At 47.2% G+C, this 16,785-nt stretch carries 10 protein-coding genes, 9 tRNA genes and 4 rRNA genes; all 23 read left to right on the top strand.

What is annotated here, in order from left to right; translation table 11 throughout:
- Positions 1-60 precede the first annotated feature (60 nt).
- The 23 genes from ftsH to PU629_RS21940 all read left to right on the top strand — a co-directional run bounded on the left by ftsH (position 61) and on the right by PU629_RS21940 (position 16,688).
- Complete coding sequence (gene ftsH / locus PU629_RS22050) at positions 61-2,013, top strand: ATP-dependent zinc metalloprotease FtsH (RefSeq protein ID WP_275282144.1); 1,953 nt, start codon at positions 61-63, stop codon at positions 2,011-2,013.
- Between the two features lie 228 nt (positions 2,014-2,241).
- Positions 2,242-3,021 carry a type III pantothenate kinase gene (locus PU629_RS22045; protein WP_275282143.1) on the top strand — a complete coding sequence of 260 codons (780 nt, stop codon included), beginning with the start codon at positions 2,242-2,244 and terminating at the stop codon, positions 3,019-3,021.
- Between the two features lie 64 nt (positions 3,022-3,085).
- The gene (gene hslO, locus PU629_RS22040; protein WP_275282142.1) at positions 3,086-3,958 is read left to right on the top strand and encodes an Hsp33 family molecular chaperone HslO; all 873 of its coding nucleotides are present in this window, start codon (positions 3,086-3,088) and stop codon (positions 3,956-3,958) included.
- A 114-nt stretch (positions 3,959-4,072) separates the two neighbouring features.
- Positions 4,073-4,651 carry an aminodeoxychorismate/anthranilate synthase component II gene (gene pabA, locus PU629_RS22035; protein ID WP_275282141.1) on the top strand — a complete coding sequence of 193 codons (579 nt, stop codon included), beginning with the start codon at positions 4,073-4,075 and terminating at the stop codon, positions 4,649-4,651.
- A 170-nt stretch (positions 4,652-4,821) separates the two neighbouring features.
- On the top strand, positions 4,822-5,661 hold the full coding sequence (gene folP, locus PU629_RS22030) for a dihydropteroate synthase (protein ID WP_275282140.1): 840 nt from the start codon (positions 4,822-4,824) through the stop codon (positions 5,659-5,661).
- Between the two features lie 5 nt (positions 5,662-5,666).
- Positions 5,667-6,029 carry a dihydroneopterin aldolase gene (gene folB, locus PU629_RS22025; protein ID WP_275282139.1) on the top strand — a complete coding sequence of 121 codons (363 nt, stop codon included), beginning with the start codon at positions 5,667-5,669 and terminating at the stop codon, positions 6,027-6,029.
- On the top strand, positions 6,026-6,550 hold the full coding sequence (gene folK, locus PU629_RS22020; protein ID WP_275282138.1) for a 2-amino-4-hydroxy-6-hydroxymethyldihydropteridine diphosphokinase: 525 nt from the start codon (positions 6,026-6,028) through the stop codon (positions 6,548-6,550). The genes folB and folK overlap by 4 nt, the downstream gene beginning before the upstream one ends.
- Positions 6,502-6,705, top strand: coding sequence for a helix-turn-helix domain-containing protein (locus PU629_RS22015; RefSeq protein WP_275282137.1), 204 nt, complete (start codon positions 6,502-6,504; stop codon positions 6,703-6,705). Before folK ends, PU629_RS22015 begins: the two co-directional genes overlap by 49 nt.
- Positions 6,706-6,759: 54 nt before the next feature.
- The gene (locus tag PU629_RS22010) at positions 6,760-6,933 is read left to right on the top strand and encodes a hypothetical protein (RefSeq protein ID WP_275282136.1); all 174 of its coding nucleotides are present in this window, start codon (positions 6,760-6,762) and stop codon (positions 6,931-6,933) included.
- A 367-nt stretch (positions 6,934-7,300) separates the two neighbouring features.
- Positions 7,301-8,794, top strand: a complete 1,494-nt coding sequence (gene lysS / locus PU629_RS22005) for a lysine--tRNA ligase (RefSeq protein WP_275282135.1) — start codon at positions 7,301-7,303, stop codon at positions 8,792-8,794.
- Between the two features lie 493 nt (positions 8,795-9,287).
- Positions 9,288-10,848: ribosomal RNA gene (locus PU629_RS22000) — 16S ribosomal RNA — on the top strand.
- Positions 10,849-10,972: 124 nt separating this feature from the next.
- A 23S ribosomal RNA gene (locus PU629_RS21995) occupies positions 10,973-13,889 on the top strand.
- A gap of 64 nt (positions 13,890-13,953) precedes the next feature.
- Positions 13,954-14,069, top strand: a 5S ribosomal RNA gene (gene rrf / locus PU629_RS21990).
- A 9-nt stretch (positions 14,070-14,078) separates the two neighbouring features.
- Positions 14,079-14,154 (top strand) — tRNA-Val (locus tag PU629_RS21985).
- A gap of 84 nt (positions 14,155-14,238) precedes the next feature.
- Positions 14,239-14,314 (top strand) — tRNA-Thr (locus PU629_RS21980).
- A gap of 20 nt (positions 14,315-14,334) precedes the next feature.
- Positions 14,335-14,410: transfer RNA gene (locus tag PU629_RS21975), tRNA-Lys, on the top strand.
- Positions 14,411-14,428: 18 nt separating this feature from the next.
- Positions 14,429-14,511, top strand: a tRNA-Leu gene (locus tag PU629_RS21970).
- 1 nt (position 14,512) lies between these two features.
- Positions 14,513-14,587, top strand: a tRNA-Gly gene (locus PU629_RS21965).
- Positions 14,588-14,608: 21 nt separating this feature from the next.
- Positions 14,609-14,697: transfer RNA gene (locus PU629_RS21960), tRNA-Leu, on the top strand.
- A gap of 24 nt (positions 14,698-14,721) precedes the next feature.
- Positions 14,722-14,798: transfer RNA gene (locus tag PU629_RS21955), tRNA-Arg, on the top strand.
- A gap of 4 nt (positions 14,799-14,802) precedes the next feature.
- Positions 14,803-14,879, top strand: a tRNA-Pro gene (locus tag PU629_RS21950).
- A gap of 7 nt (positions 14,880-14,886) precedes the next feature.
- Positions 14,887-14,962, top strand: a tRNA-Ala gene (locus PU629_RS21945).
- A 165-nt stretch (positions 14,963-15,127) separates the two neighbouring features.
- Positions 15,128-16,688, top strand: a 16S ribosomal RNA gene (locus PU629_RS21940).
- Together the 16S, 23S and 5S rRNA genes with 9 tRNA genes alongside form the textbook arrangement of a ribosomal RNA operon.
- Positions 16,689-16,785: the final 97 nt, after the last annotated feature.

Here is a 16,785-nt window from a genome sequence, read left to right as displayed (position 1 = left end):
TTAAATTCAGGTGTGATACTATATAATATGGTTCCCTTTTAAAGTGGGAGGAGGTAAGGGATGAGTCGAATATTCCGCAACACTATTATTTACTTGCTTATATTTTTGGTAATTATAGGAATCGTTAGCTTCTTTAATGGCTCAAATAAACAAGTGAAGACGATGACCTACAGTGAGTTTGAATCTCACCTTGAAAAGGGTGATATTAAGACCATTGATTTGCAGCCAGAAGGCAGCGTCTTTATTGTTCATGGACAATTAAAGAGCTACAACGATAATACGACATTCAAAACGTATATTCCTTATAGTGAAAAGTCTATAACTGAAATTCGGACTATTGCTGATCAATCAAACGTCGATTATAAAGCACCGCAACAGTCAAATGGTTGGGTCAGCTTTATTACGTCGATCATCCCATTTATAATCATATTTATCCTCTTTTTCTTTCTTCTGAATCAAGCTCAAGGCGGCGGGAGCCGAGTCATGAACTTCGGGAAGAGCAAAGCGCGCCTTTACTCTGAGGAGAAAAAGAAGGTTAAATTTAGAGATGTTGCTGGGGCAGACGAAGAAAAACAAGAGCTTGTTGAGGTTGTTGAGTTCTTGAAAGATCCGCGTAAGTTCTCTCAATTAGGAGCACGTATTCCTAAAGGGGTTCTTCTTGTCGGACCTCCAGGGACAGGTAAAACCCTTCTTGCTCGTGCAGTTGCAGGAGAAGCAGGAGTGCCTTTCTTTTCAATCAGCGGTTCTGACTTTGTTGAGATGTTTGTCGGGGTCGGTGCATCCCGCGTTCGTGATTTGTTCGAAAATGCTAAGAAAAATGCTCCATGTATTATTTTTATTGATGAAATTGATGCGGTTGGACGTCAGCGTGGTGCCGGATTAGGCGGCGGCCATGATGAACGTGAACAAACCCTCAACCAATTGCTTGTTGAAATGGATGGCTTTGGAGCGAATGAAGGAATTATCATCATTGCGGCAACTAACCGCCCTGACATTTTAGACCCTGCTTTATTACGACCAGGCCGTTTTGACCGTCAAATTCCGGTTAATCGTCCAGATGTGGTTGGGCGTGAAGCTGTCTTACGCGTTCATGCTCGAAATAAACCATTGGCTGAAGAAGTGGATCTTGAGACAGTTGCTAAATTAACTCCAGGTTTCTCAGGTGCTGATCTTGAAAACCTTCTGAATGAAGCCGCACTTGTCGCTGCTCGTTCTGACAAAAAGGTTATCGATATGGAAGATATTGACGAAGCGGTTGAGCGGGTTATTGCCGGGGTTGCGAAGAAAGGTCGCGTGATCTCTGAAAAAGAGAAGAACATTGTGGCTTACCACGAATCCGGTCATACCATTATCGGACTCAATTTGCAAAGTGCGTCAACGGTTCATAAAGTTACTGTTATTCCTCGCGGTCAAGCCGGTGGTTATGCAGTCCAACTTCCTAAAGAAGATCGCTATTTCCTAACGAAGCCTGAACTGCTTGAAAGAATCACAGGTCTCTTAGGCGGCCGTGTTGCTGAAGAAATTATCTTTGGTGAAGTCAGCACAGGTGCAAGCAATGACTTCCAGCAAGCAACGGGATTGGCACGCCGCATGGTTACTGAGTTTGGTATGAGCGATAAGCTTGGTCCAATGCAATTCGGCCAAACTCAAAGCGGTCAAGTTTTCCTAGGCCGTGATATTCAAAACGAGCCAAACTATAGCGATACCATCGCTTATGAAATTGACTCTGAGATTCAGCGCATCATTAAAGAATGCTATGCGCGGGCTAAGGAAATTCTTACCGAACAACGCGATAAGCTTGAGCTTGTGGCAAAGACACTGCTTGAAGTGGAAACTCTTGAAGCGGATCAAATTAAAGCACTTGTTGAAACAGGTGAATTAATTGAGCCAAAAGCAAAGCGCCGCAAAAAAGAAAATGACTTACGGGTCAACATTACGAAAAAAGAGGATATCGTCAATGAACCAACAGGTATTGACGATACGCCAAAAGATCCTACCAATGATCGTTTATAAATTTTAATATAAGCCCCTGTCCACTTAACTTGTGGATGGGGGTTTTTGTTGTACATATACTACTATGGAGTAGGCAGGTTAGACGTTGGCTCATCTAGATCACACAGGCGAGACGGCTGTGTAGATGTCGTACAAAATTAATGAACGGCAGAGTGTTTAAGATAGGTAAGGAAACGAGAATATGTTAAGATAATTTAAGATTTAAACGATGTGGAGATAGGTGAAGAAATGATTTTTGTTTGTGATGTCGGCAATACTAATATTGTTTTAGGTATTTATAAGGATGCTGAGCTTATCCACCATTGGCGAATTGCGACGAGCCGGGAAAAGACGGAGGATGAATTTGCCATGCTGATTGGTGATTTGTTTAAGCACGCTTCCTTGTCGTTTTCGGATTTTAGCGGTGTGATTATTTCATCCGTTGTTCCGTCCATTATGTTTTCTCTTGAACGAATGTGTGAGAAATATTTTAAGCAAAGGCCATTGGTTGTGGGACCCGGTATTAAGACGGGTCTGAACTTAAAAGTGGATAACCCTCGTGAAATTGGCGCTGACCGCATTGTAAACGCCGTGGCGGGAGTCCATTATTACAAGGCACCTCTAATTATTGTGGATTTCGGGACAGCAACCACGTTTTGCTATATTGATGAAGAGGAACGTTATCTTGGAGGAGCCATCGCGCCGGGGATCAACATCTCGACAGAAGCCCTGTATGAATCGGCGTCAAAGCTCCCTAGAATTGAGTTGTCTAAGCCGGATCACATTGTGGGAAGCAATACGATAAGCGCGATGCAGTCGGGCATCATCTATGGCTATGTAGGCTTGGTAGAAGGAATTGTCTCTCGTATGATCAAGGCAGCCAGGCAGAGGCCCAAAGTTGTAGCAACAGGGGGCTTGGCTCCGTTTATTGCGAAAGAAACAGCTTTAGTGGATTTTATAGATCCTTTTCTAACGTTGAAAGGACTCTTTTTGATTTACCAAAGAAACCAAAATCAGGGTAAAATTTAGTAAGCAGTTAAATAAAACAATCAACATGATTCAAACAAAAATGAAGTTATAGGGTGTGAAAACCATGTCCGATTATTTAGTTAAAGCTCTTGGCTACGGAGGGCAAATTCGTGCCGAAGCCATTCGATCTACAGAAATGGTATCCGAGGCCCAAAGGAGACAGACCTCTTGGCCGACTGTCTCAGCAGCTCTTGGAAGAACCATGACAGCAGCCACCATGATGGGCGTTCAACTGAAGGGGGACGGTCGACTAACGGTCACAGTTGAAGGCGGCGGTCCTGTTGGGGCTATCATTGTGGACTCTAATTCAAAAGGGGAAACAAGGGGCTATGTCACCAATCCACATGTTCATTTTGAATTGAATAAACACGGGAAGCTTGATGTGGCAAGAGTGGTTGGAACAGACGGTTATTTAAGTGTCGTAAAAGATCTTGGTCTTAAGGACACCTTCACCGGCCGAGTGCCAATTGTTTCTGGTGAAATTGGTGAAGACTTTACGTATTACTTTGCTTCCTCTGAACAAATTCCATCAGCTGTTGGAGTTGGCGTGCTTGTTAATCCGGATAACTCCATAAAGGCAGCTGGCGGATTCTTGATTCAAGTCTTGCCGGGAGCCGAGGACCACGTGATTCAGCAATTAGAAACACGGTTGAAAGAAATCCCTGCTATTTCAAAACTGATTGACCAAGGTTTGACCCCTGAGGAAATCCTTGAAACCATATTTGGAAAAGAAGATGTTAAGATTCTTGAGACTATGCCTGTTACGTTCAAATGCCAGTGCTCAAGGGAAAAACTTGAAAATGCTTTGATTGGACTCGGCAAAGAGGAAATTCAATCCATGATTGAGGAAGACCACGGAGCAGAGGCTACCTGCCATTTCTGTAACGAGGTGTATCGATTTTCTGAAGAAGATTTGAGAGAATTAATTAAGGATTAAATAAAGTTCATTAATAGAGGTCTTTATACCCCAATCATTTTTTGATATGATGAGACTAATTAGTTTAGAGTAAGAAAAGAGCTTAGTTTAGCATGAGCATAGGAGGAGACGAGAATGATTCTTATCATTGACAATTATGATTCGTTTACGTACAATCTCGTTCAATATTTTGGTGAAATGGGCGAACAGGTTGAAGTCATACGAAATGATGAGTTGACAGTTGATGAATTAGCGGATTTGCAGCCCGATTACTTGGTTTTATCACCCGGGCCGTGTACCCCAAATGAAGCTGGTATTACATTAGAGGCTATTGAAGCCTTCGGTGGTAAAGTTCCTATTTTAGGTGTGTGTTTGGGCCATCAATCGATTGGCCAAGCGTTTGGCGGCCAAGTGATACGTGCTTCTAGACTTATGCACGGGAAAACGTCTCCTGTCTTCCATTCTGGTCATTTTTTATTTAATGGGATTGACAGTCCGTTTGAGGCCATGAGGTACCACTCTTTGATCGTGGAGGAGTCAACCTTGCCCGATTGCCTGGAGGTCACCGCCTGGACAGAGGAAAATGAAATCATGGCTCTGCGTCACAAAACCTTGCCTATTGAGGGGGTTCAGTTTCATCCTGAAGCCATCTTAACCAAAACGGGTAAGCTGTTATTAAAGAACTTTTTAGAGCATTACTCGGTAAAAGTATAAAAAATGGGGCCGCTCTTGTCGACGCGGCCTTTTGCTATACGTTAAATCATATAAACTAGACTCGCCGCTCAATAAGGCATGGCGATTCTCTCTGTTTGTGGCTTTTTTCAGAGGACACATCAGTCGTTCCTTAGGGCAGGACAAGTTTTATCTAAAAGGTGGTAAGCCTAATGGCTATAGAGTTAGAAGAAAGACGTCAGCATATTCAACTTCGCAATCGATCTCTGGATTACTCTAAGAAAACGTTGGTGATGGGGATATTAAATGCTACACCCGATTCCTTTTCAGATGGCGGCCGGCATTTAACGATTGAGGCTGCTGTTCAACAAGCTCAAAAAATGATCAAAGAGGGTGCCGATCTAATTGATATCGGTGGGGAATCAACTCGTCCAGGATTTGAACCGGTCCCTCTAGAAGTAGAGCTTGAGCGTGTCATCCCAGTTATAGAGGCCATTAGAGCTTTTTCTGATATTCCAATCTCTATAGACACCTACAAAGCCGAGACGGCAAGACAAGCGATTAAGGCAGGGGCGGATATCATTAATGATATTTGGGGAGCTAAGGCGGACCCCGAGATGGCTTATGTGGCGAAAGAGACAAAGGCCCCAATCATTCTTATGCATAATCGAAAAAATAAGGACTATCGGGATCTTATCGAGGATATGAAGGCTGATTTACTTGAAAGTGTTGAAATTGTTAAGCAGGCAGGGGTGACTGACCAACAAATTATATTGGACCCTGGTATAGGCTTTGCCAAAACTTATGCCGATAATCTTAACGCCATGAACCACCTGGAGGCATTCCATGATCTCGGGTTTCCCTTACTTCTTGGAACGTCCCGGAAAAGATTTATTGGCCTTACTTTAAATGCTGAGGTTCACGAACGTTTAGAAGGAACAGGGGCGACGGTTTGCTTAGGCATTTCCAAAGGGGTCCAAATTGTGAGGGTTCACGATGTCGGTCCAATAAGTAAAATGGTGAAGATGATGGATGCCATGGTCAAGAGGTGAGAGCAATGGATAAAATGTATCTCAATAAACTAGCTTTTTACGGCTATCACGGGGTGTTCCCTGAAGAAAACAAATTAGGCCAGCGTTTTATAGTGGATTTAATTTTAGAAATGGATATGTCCCAAGCGGGTAAAACAGATAATCTGGAGCATTCCGTGAATTACGCAGAGGTTTATGAAGCGGTTCGTCAAATAGTAGAAGGCCCGCCGAAGAAGCTGGTGGAAAGTGTCGGAGAGGCGATCTCCTCAGAGCTTCTGGAGGGATTTCCGCTTATACAAGCCTGTCAAGTGAAGGTGATTAAACCTGATCCGCCCATTCCCGGTCATTATGAATCCGTGGCAATTGAACTGAGAAGGACACGAGCATGAATCTTGTCTATCTTGGACTTGGTTCCAACATGGGAGATCGGTTCGCCTATCTGAAAGACGCCATCCGTTATCTCTGTGCTAATGACCAGATTCAACTGATAAGAGTGTCATCCATTTATGAAACAGACCCTTATGGACCTGTCGAACAGTCACCCTTTCTGAACATGGTGGTGGAGATTGAAACCAATATGTCCCCACTTGAGCTGTTACAAGTCACTCAATCGATTGAGCAGCAGTTAAAGAGAGAAAGACTCATCCATTGGGGGCCGAGAACCATAGATCTTGACATTTTAATCTATGCCGATAAAATAATAAAAATGGAAACCCTAATCATTCCGCACCCTGAAATGACAAAAAGACTGTTTGTTTTAATTCCTCTTGCTGAATTAAACAGGTCTCTTGTTATTCCAGGACGAAATAAAAGCATCCAGGACTTATGCGACGTGTTTATGGATAGAGAAGGAGTTCGTTTATGGAAGCAGATCAATGGGGCAGACGAATTCGAGCCTTTCGAAAGCTAAAAGGTCTTACACAGGCAGAGCTTGCCAAGTCCATTGGCGTCTCTTTATCCATTTTGGGAGAGATAGAACGGGGAAATCGGCTGCCAAACGATACAGTTATTCAAAAAGTAGCTGAAGCACTAAATATAACACTTGAGGAATTTACTCATTTTTAAAACGTATAAGAGGATCACCTTCTAAAATCTCATAAAGTGATCCTCTATGAAAGGGTGATCCTCATTGTTGATGCTGTTGATCGCTCTGTTACCGTCAAAGTAGGTAACGGCTGGGATGAGGATATAGCTTTGCGGTTGAAAATTGCAGACAGGAGAGGCGTTTCGTTACCAGGGAGCACACGTGTCCAATTGAATGTCTGCGAGCCCCTTCAAGTTATGATTCATTAATGGAAGAACAAGAAGCGGGTGTTCTGGACTCCTAATAACTTTAGAAAAGGTGTATAGGTTGACTTTCAGGTTCGCGTTTTCTATAATTCGTCTCATAAATTGAGCTGCCAGCAGATGACTGGCGGTTTTTTATACATCCAGGGTACTTAGGCAACCGCATTCTTTATTCGTGCCTATTGTGATCAAGATGTATTTTATGAAACTTTTATTTTAGTTCGCCTTTTGTTTGGGAATGCTGAAGAAAAAAGCCTTTGTTTATGGTAAAGTACTCAAAGAGAGTGATTACATAGAGGTTCTTCAATATTTGGGATAGATAGAGCTGTTATATGTTTATTGAAGCCCGGCAGTTTATAAGGAGTGAAGAGGGATGAGTCAGGAGATTGAATTAAACGATCAAATGCTTACTAGGAGAGAAAAACTAAAAAATCTCCAAGAAAAGGGGATTAACCCATTTGGTCAAAAGTTTGTACGCAGCCATAATGCCGAAGAAATGGTCAAGCAATTTGCTGACTTAACGAAAGAAGAATTAGAAGAAAAAAATATCGAGGTCACGCTTGCTGGTCGCGTCATGACTAAGAGAGGAAAAGGCAAAGCAGGATTCGCTCATATCCAAGATCAAACAGGCAAGATCCAAATCTATGTGAGAATGGATGCTGTTGGTGAGGAACAATACGAATTGTTCAATACTATTGATATTGGTGATATCGTCGGGATTACGGGTACTGCCTTTAAGACAAAGGTGGGAGAGCTTTCAGTAAAAGTGACAAACTTTCAATTATTAAGCAAGTCATTACGACCACTTCCCGATAAGTTTCATGGTTTAAAAGACATCGAACAGCGCTATCGCCAGCGTTATGTCGATTTAATCATGAATAAAGAGTCCCAGGAGACGTTTATTTTAAGAAGTCGTATTCTTCACTACATGCGTGAATATTTGGATTCAAAGGGCTATCTTGAAGTTGAGACGCCAACCATGCACAGCATCCCAGGAGGGGCAGCAGCGCGTCCATTTATTACACACCATAACGCCCTTGATATTCCTTTGTATATGCGTATTGCCATTGAACTCCATCTAAAGCGTCTCATTGTTGGAGGTCTGGAGAAAGTATATGAAATCGGTCGTGTCTTCCGTAATGAAGGCGTGTCGACTCGTCATAATCCAGAGTTTACAATGCTTGAGCTATATGAAGCCTATGCTGATTTCCATGACATCATGTCTCTAACGGAGAACTGTGTTGCCTATATTTGTGAAAAAATACATGGGACAACTACTATCCCATATGGAGATTATCAGGTTGATCTTAAGCCAGAGTGGCGCCGTGTTCACATGGTAGATGCGATTAAAAATGAAACAGGTGTTGATTTCTGGCCGCATATGTCCGATGAAGAAGCGCGGAAGTTAGCCAAGGAGCACCATGTAGAAATTACCGAACACATGACCTTTGGGCATATTGTAAATGAGTTTTTCGAACAAAAAGTTGAGGAAACCTTAATTCAGCCTACGTTTATTTATGGCCATCCATTAGAGATATCGCCGCTCGCTAAGAAAAATGCGGAAGATTCACGCTTTACCGATCGCTTTGAGCTTTTCATTGTCGGTCGAGAACACGCTAATGCCTTTAGTGAACTCAATGATCCAATTGATCAGAGAGAACGCTTTGAAGCCCAAATGCGCGAGCGTAGTGCAGGAAATGATGAAGCTCATTTGCTAGACGAGGACTTCCTTGAAGCATTAGAGTATGGAATGGCTCCAACTGGGGGCTTAGGAATCGGTATAGACCGTCTTGTTATGCTCTTAACCAATTCCCCTTCTATTAGAGATGTTCTCCTCTTCCCTCAAATGAAACGCAGAGAAGATTAATTAGAATTAAACAATGACGAGGCTGGCCATCCACGGTGATGACCAGCCTCTATTAGTTTTATAGACTATAAAGCTGCGGCTAGAATAATCCGTTTAGATGTTTAACCGTTTAAAGGAGGAAGCCAAAGCACCTGATGATCAATACTATGACTTTAGTTTTACCTTTTTAAGGTTAACAAAGTTTTTTGTGAGAAAGTGTTGACGGATAGGTGCAACCATGATATTATTACAAATGTCGCTTCTGAAGAAACGAACGGCACGTTAAAATAAGTGTTGACAAGCCTTTTGAAGCATGTTATATTATTAAAGTCGCTGTTGAGCGATAAAATAAGTTTCGTACATTGAAAACTAAACAAAAACCAAAAGCGCCAGTCAAAGTCATACTTTGAGTTTAACGCTAGGAATCAAACGAACATATTTTTTTAAAGAGGACAGACCTCTTTTTAAAAGAGATCTGTCCCCGGCAAAAGCCAGCAGTGCTTATAAACTGCACTTTTTTGAGAGTTTGATCCTGGCTCAGGACGAACGCTGGCGGCGTGCCTAATACATGCAAGTCGAGCGCGTGAAACTTCCAGATCCCTTCGGGGTGATGGTTGTGGATCGAGCGGCGGACGGGTGAGTAACACGTGGGCAACCCGCCTGTAAGACTGGGATAACTTCGGGAAACCGGAGCTAATACCGGATAATCGTTGACACTGCATGGTGTCAATGTAAAAGATGGTTCTGCCATCACTTACAGATGGGCCCGCGGCGCATTAGCTAGTTGGTGGGGTAATAGCCTACCAAGGCGACGATGCGTAGCCGACCTGAGAGGGTGATCGGCCACACTGGGACTGAGACACGGCCCAGACTCCTACGGGAGGCAGCAGTAGGGAATCTTCGGCAATGGACGAAAGTCTGACCGAGCAACGCCGCGTGAGCGATGAAGGTCTTCGGATCGTAAAGCTCTGTTGTCAGAGAAGAACAAGTGATAGAGGAAATGCTATCGCCTTGACGGTATCTGACCAGAAAGCCCCGGCTAACTACGTGCCAGCAGCCGCGGTAATACGTAGGGGGCAAGCGTTGTCCGGAATTATTGGGCGTAAAGCGCGCGCAGGCGGCTTCTTAAGTCTGATGTGAAAGCCCACGGCTCAACCGTGGAGGGTCATTGGAAACTGGGGAGCTTGAGTGCAGAAGAGGAGAGTGGAATTCCACGTGTAGCGGTGAAATGCGTAGATATGTGGAGGAACACCAGTGGCGAAAGCGGCTCTCTGGTCTGTAACTGACGCTGAGGCGCGAAAGCGTGGGGAGCAAACAGGATTAGATACCCTGGTAGTCCACGCCGTAAACGATGAGTGCTAGGTGTTGGAGGGGCCACCCTTCAGTGCTGACGTTAACACATTAAGCACTCCGCCTGGGGAGTACGGCCGCAAGGCTGAAACTCAAAGGAATTGACGGGGGCCCGCACAAGCAGTGGAGCATGTGGTTTAATTCGAAGCAACGCGAAGAACCTTACCAGGTCTTGACATCCTCTGACCACCCTAGAGATAGGGCTTTCCCCTTCGGGGGACAGAGTGACAGGTGGTGCATGGTTGTCGTCAGCTCGTGTCGTGAGATGTTGGGTTAAGTCCCGCAACGAGCGCAACCCTTGATCTTAGTTGCCAGCATTCAGTTGGGCACTCTAAGGTGACTGCCGGTGACAAACCGGAGGAAGGTGGGGATGACGTCAAATCATCATGCCCCTTATGACCTGGGCTACACACGTGCTACAATGGGTGGTACAAAGGGCAGCGAAACCGCGAGGTCGAGCGAATCCCATAAAGCCACTCTCAGTTCGGATTGCAGGCTGCAACTCGCCTGCATGAAGCCGGAATTGCTAGTAATCGCGGATCAGCATGCCGCGGTGAATACGTTCCCGGGCCTTGTACACACCGCCCGTCACACCACGAGAGTTTGTAACACCCGAAGTCGGTGAGGTAACCGTAAGGAACCAGCCGCCGAAGGTGGGACAGATGATTGGGGTGAAGTCGTAACAAGGTAGCCGTATCGGAAGGTGCGGCTGGATCACCTCCTTTCTAAGGAAACGATTCTTAGCGTTAGGTGCTTTTGGTTATTTGTTTGGTTTTGAGTGTGTGAACACTCGAAATCGTCCCTTGAAAACTGGATAATGAAGTGCAAACAAGACATTAATTGTAACAAGGTTAAGCGAATAAGAGCGCACGGTGGATGCCTTGGCACTAGGAGCCGATGAAGGACGGAACGAACACCGATATGCTTCGGGGAGCTGTAAGTAGGCTTTGATCCGGAGATTTCCGAATGGGGAAACCCACTGCCCTGAACGGGCAGTATCCTTGCCTGAATACATAGGGTATGGAAGGCAGACCTGGGGAACTGAAACATCTAAGTACCCAGAGGAAGAGAAAGCAAATGCGATTCCCTTAGTAGTGGCGAGCGAAACGGGAACAGCCCAAACCAAGAGGCTTGCCTCTTGGGGTTGTAGGACACTCATCCCGGAAGGGGAGCTGTAGACGAACCGGTTTGGAAAGGCCGGCCAGAGAAGGTAACAGCCCTGTAGTCGAAACAGACCCCCAACCTGAGTGGATCCTGAGTACGGCGGGACACGTGAAACCCCGTCGGAATCCGGGAGGACCATCTCCCAAGGCTAAATACTCCCTAGTGACCGATAGTGAACCAGTACCGTGAGGGAAAGGTGAAAAGCACCCCGGAAGGGGAGTGAAAGAGATCCTGAAACCGTGTGCTTACAAGTAGTCGAAGTCCTTTTATGGATGACGGCGTACCTTTTGTAGAATGGACCGGCGAGTTACGATCTTAAGCAAGGTTAAGTTGAAGAGACGGAGCCAGAGCGAAAGCGAGTCTGAATAGGGCGATAGTTTAAGGTTGTAGACCCGAAACCGTGTGATCTACCCATGTCCAGGGTGAAGTTCAGGTAACACTGAATGGAGGCCCGAACCCACGCACGTTGAAAAGTGCGGGGATGAGGTGTGGGTAGGGGTGAAATGCCAATCGAACTCGGAGATAGCTGGTTCTCCCCGAAATAGCTTTAGGGCTAGCCTCGAGGGAAGAGACTTGGAGGTAGAGCACTGATTGAGTGAGGGGCCCCCACAGGGTTACCGAGTTCAGTCAAACTCCGAATGCCAAGGACTCATCCTCGGGAGTCAGACGGCGAGTGATAAGATCCGTCGTCGAGAGGGAAACAGCCCAGACCATCAGCTAAGGTCCCCAAGTATACGTTAAGTGGCAAAGGATGTGGCGTTGCCCAGACAACCAGGATGTTGGCTTAGAAGCAGCCACCATTTAAAGAGTGCGTAATAGCTCACTGGTCGAGTGGCGCTGCGCCGAAAATGTAACGGGGCTAAACGTATCACCGAAGCTATGGATCCCAATGGGATGGTAGGGGAGCGTTCTAAGGGCAGAGAAGGTAAACTGGAAGGTTTGCTGGAGCGCTTAGAAGTGAGAATGCCGGTATGAGTAACGAAAAGAGGGGTGAGAATCCCCTCCGTCGAAAGCCTAAGGGTTCCTGAGGAAGGTTCGTCCGCTCAGGGTTAGTCGGGACCTAAGCCGAGGCCGGAAGGCGTAGGCGATGGACAACAGGTTGATATTCCTGTACCACCAGGAGACGTTTGAGCAATGGGGGGACGCAGGAAGGCAAGGCAAGCGCGCTGATGGATAGGCGCGTCCAAGCAGTAAGGCTGAAGGTGAGGCAAATCCCGCCTTCATAAGGCTGAGCTGTGATGGGGAGGGAATTTTAGTACCGAAGTGCCCGTGCTTACACTGCCAAGAAAAGCCTCTAGCGAGTCTCAAGGTGCCCGTACCCCAAACCGACACAGGTAGGCGAGGAGAGAATCCTAAGACGCTCGGGAGAACTCTCGTTAAGGAACTCGGCAAAATGACCCCGTAACTTCGGGAGAAGGGGTGCTTGGCGGGGTGAATAGCCCTGCTGAGCCGCAGTGAAAAGATCCAAGCGACTGTTTAGCAAAAACACAGGTCTCTGCTAAACCGAAAGGTGATGTATAGGGGCTGACACCTGCCCGGTGCTGGAAGGTTAAGAGGAGGGGTTATCCTTTTAGGAGAAGCTCTGAATTGAAGCCCCAGTAAACGGCGGCCGTAACTATAACGGTCCTAAGGTAGCGAAATTCCTTGTCGGGTAAGTTCCGACCCGCACGAAAGGTGCAACGACTTGGATACTGTCTCAACGAGAGACCCGGTGAAATTATAGTACCTGTGAAGATGCAGGTTACCCGCGACAGGACGGAAAGACCCCATGGAGCTTTACTGCAGCTTGATATTGGATGTCTGTATCGATTGTATAGGATAGGTAGGAGCCTTTGAAGCCGGACCGCCAGGTTCGGTGGAGGCGTCGGTGGAATACTACCCTTTCGGTATGGACATTCTAACCCGGGACCGTAATCCGGTTCGGAGACAGTGTCAGGTGGGCAGTTTGACTGGGGCGGTCGCCTCCTAAAGAGTAACGGAGGCGCCCAAAGGTTCCCTCAGAATGGTTGGAAATCATTCGCAGAGTGTAAAGGCACAAGGGAGCTTGACTGCGAGACCTACAAGTCGAGCAGGGACGAAAGTCGGGCTTAGTGATCCGGTGGCGCCGCATGGAAGGGCCATCGCTCAACGGATAAAAGCTACCCTGGGGATAACAGGCTTATCTCCCCCAAGAGTCCACATCGACGGGGAGGTTTGGCACCTCGATGTCGGCTCATCGCATCCTGGGGCTGAAGTGGGTCCCAAGGGTTGGGCTGTTCGCCCATTAAAGCGGTACGCGAGCTGGGTTCAGAACGTCGTGAGACAGTTCGGTCCCTATCCGTCGCGGGCGTTGGAAATTTGAGAGGAGCTGTCCTTAGTACGAGAGGACCGGGATGGACACACCGCTGGTGTCCCAGTTGTTCCGCCAGGAGCACCGCTGGGTAGCTATGTGTGGACGGGATAAGTGCTGAAAGCATCTAAGCATGAAGCCCCCCTCAAGATGAGATTTCCCATGACTTTAAGTCAGTAAGATCCCTTAGAGATGATGAGGTAGATAGGTCCGAGGTGGAAGTGCGGCAACGCATGGAGCTGACGGATACTAATCGATCGAGGGCTTAACCTTAAATTATTGTTTGTTTGACTTCCTATCTAGTTTTGAAGGTATGATCCTTCAATTGAATACTTTGTCCGGTGGTTATGGCGAAGAGGTCACACCCGTTCCCATCCCGAACACGGCCGTTAAGCTCTTCAGCGTCGATGGTAGTTGGGGGCTTCCCCCTGCAAGAGTAGAACGCCGCCGGGCATATTATATGGAGGATTAGCTCAGCTGGGAGAGCACCTGCCTTACAAGCAGGGGGTCGGCGGTTCGATCCCGTCATCCTCCACCATATTTTTTAAAAAAAGGCTTGACATAAAAGTTGAAAGCCTGTAAGATATAAGCCTCAACGTTTTAAATCAGTTGTTAAATGACTGCCGGCCTAGCTCAATTGGTAGAGCAACTGAATCGTAATCAGTAGGTTGGGGGTTCAAGTCCTCTGGCCGGCACCATTAATATAGCATCTTAGTAAGAGCCATTAGCTCAGTCGGTAGAGCATCTGACTTTTAATCAGAGGGTCGAAGGTTCGAATCCTTCATGGCTCACCATCTTAATTTAATATATATGCGGGTGTGGCGGAATGGCAGACGCGCTAGATTTAGGATCTAGTGTCTTTGACGTGGGGGTTCAAGTCCCTTCACCCGCACCATGCGGAAGTAGTTCAGTGGTAGAACATCACCTTGCCAAGGTGGGGGTCGCGGGTTCGAATCCCGTCTTCCGCTCCATTCTTATCGTAAATTGCGTATGCCGGGGTGGCGGAATTGGCAGACGCACAGGACTTAAAATCCTGCGGTAGGTGACTACCGTGCCGGTTCGAGTCCGGCCCTCGGCACCAACTCGAATAAATTGAATACTTTAAGCGCCCTTAGCTCAATTGGATAGAGCGTCTGACTACGGATCAGAAGGTTGGGGATTCAAGTTCTCCAGGGCGCGCCATTTACGGGAAGTAGCTCAGCTTGGTAGAGCACTTGGTTTGGGACCAAGGGGCCGCAGGTTCAAATCCTGTCTTCCCGACCATGTTTATGGGGCTTTAGCTCAGCTGGGAGAGCGCCTGCTTTGCACGCAGGAGGTCAGCGGTTCGATCCCGCTAAGCTCCACCATTTTTTGTGATCGTACATTGAAAACTAAACAAAAACCAAAAGCGCCAGTCAAAGTCATACTTTGAGTTTAACGCTAGGAATCAAACGAACATATTTTTTAAAGGGGACAGACCTCTTTTAGAAGAGATCTGTCCCCAGCAAAAGCCAGCAGTGCTTTAACTGCACTTTTTTGAGAGTTTGATCCTGGCTCAGGACGAACGCTGGCGGCGTGCCTAATACATGCAAGTCGAGCGCGTGAAACTTCCAGATCCCTTCGGGGTGATGGTTGTGGATCGAGCGGCGGACGGGTGAGTAACACGTGGGCAACCTGCCTGTAAGACTGGGATAACTTCGGGAAACCGGAGCTAATACCGGATAATCGTTGACACTGCATGGTGTCAATGTAAAAGATGGTTCTGCCATCACTTACAGATGGGCCCGCGGCGCATTAGCTAGTTGGTGGGGTAATAGCCTACCAAGGCGACGATGCGTAGCCGACCTGAGAGGGTGATCGGCCACACTGGGACTGAGACACGGCCCAGACTCCTACGGGAGGCAGCAGTAGGGAATCTTCGGCAATGGACGAAAGTCTGACCGAGCAACGCCGCGTGAGCGATGAAGGTCTTCGGATCGTAAAGCTCTGTTGTCAGAGAAGAACAAGTGATAGAGGAAATGCTATCGCCTTGACGGTATCTGACCAGAAAGCCCCGGCTAACTACGTGCCAGCAGCCGCGGTAATACGTAGGGGGCAAGCGTTGTCCGGAATTATTGGGCGTAAAGCGCGCGCAGGCGGCTTCTTAAGTCTGATGTGAAAGCCCACGGCTCAACCGTGGAGGGTCATTGGAAACTGGGGAGCTTGAGTGCAGAAGAGGAGAGTGGAATTCCACGTGTAGCGGTGAAATGCGTAGATATGTGGAGGAACACCAGTGGCGAAAGCGGCTCTCTGGTCTGTAACTGACGCTGAGGCGCGAAAGCGTGGGGAGCAAACAGGATTAGATACCCTGGTAGTCCACGCCGTAAACGATGAGTGCTAGGTGTTGGAGGGGCCACCCTTCAGTGCTGACGTTAACACATTAAGCACTCCGCCTGGGGAGTACGGCCGCAAGGCTGAAACTCAAAGGAATTGACGGGGGCCCGCACAAGCAGTGGAGCATGTGGTTTAATTCGAAGCAACGCGAAGAACCTTACCAGGTCTTGACATCCTCTGACCACCCTAGAGATAGGGCTTTCCCCTTCGGGGGACAGAGTGACAGGTGGTGCATGGTTGTCGTCAGCTCGTGTCGTGAGATGTTGGGTTAAGTCCCGCAACGAGCGCAACCCTTGATCTTAGTTGCCAGCATTCAGTTGGGCACTCTAAGGTGACTGCCGGTGACAAACCGGAGGAAGGTGGGGATGACGTCAAATCATCATGCCCCTTATGACCTGGGCTACACACGTGCTACAATGGGTGGTACAAAGGGCAGCGAAACCGCGAGGTCGAGCGAATCCCATAAAGCCACTCTCAGTTCGGATTGCAGGCTGCAACTCGCCTGCATGAAGCCGGAATTGCTAGTAATCGCGGATCAGCATGCCGCGGTGAATACGTTCCCGGGCCTTGTACACACCGCCCGTCACACCACGAGAGTTTGTAACACCCGAAGTCGGTGAGGTAACCGTAAGGAACCAGCCGCCGAAGGTGGGACAGATGATTGGGGTGAAGTCGTAACAAGGTAGCCGTATCGGAAGGTGCGGCTGGATCACCTCCTTTCTAAGGAAACGATTCTTAGCGTTAGGTGCTTTTGGTTATTTGTTTGGTTTTGAGTGTGTGAACACTCGAAATCGTCCCTTGAAAACTGGATAATGAA

Origin of the sequence: Pullulanibacillus sp. KACC 23026 (assembly GCF_029094525.1) — a bacterium.
Classification (GTDB): domain Bacteria; phylum Bacillota; class Bacilli; order Bacillales; family Sporolactobacillaceae; genus KACC-23026.
The sequence above is the reverse complement of the archived record's forward strand: the minus strand, read 5'-3'. Positions and strand labels throughout refer to the sequence as shown.

Bases quoted from the DNA above. Each gene is read 5' to 3' on its own strand.
- ftsH (WP_275282144.1), top strand. From the start codon at position 61: ATGAGTCGAATATTCCGCAACACTATTATTTACTTGCTTATATTTTTG.
- PU629_RS22045 (WP_275282143.1), top strand. From the start codon at position 2,242: ATGATTTTTGTTTGTGATGTCGGCAATACTAATATTGTTTTAGGTATT.
- hslO (WP_275282142.1), top strand. From the start codon at position 3,086: ATGTCCGATTATTTAGTTAAAGCTCTTGGCTACGGAGGGCAAATTCGT.
- pabA (WP_275282141.1), top strand. From the start codon at position 4,073: ATGATTCTTATCATTGACAATTATGATTCGTTTACGTACAATCTCGTT.
- folP (WP_275282140.1), top strand. From the start codon at position 4,822: ATGGCTATAGAGTTAGAAGAAAGACGTCAGCATATTCAACTTCGCAAT.
- folB (WP_275282139.1), top strand. From the start codon at position 5,667: ATGGATAAAATGTATCTCAATAAACTAGCTTTTTACGGCTATCACGGG.
- folK (WP_275282138.1), top strand. From the start codon at position 6,026: ATGAATCTTGTCTATCTTGGACTTGGTTCCAACATGGGAGATCGGTTC.
- PU629_RS22015 (WP_275282137.1), top strand. From the start codon at position 6,502: ATGGAAGCAGATCAATGGGGCAGACGAATTCGAGCCTTTCGAAAGCTA.
- lysS (WP_275282135.1), top strand. From the start codon at position 7,301: ATGAGTCAGGAGATTGAATTAAACGATCAAATGCTTACTAGGAGAGAA.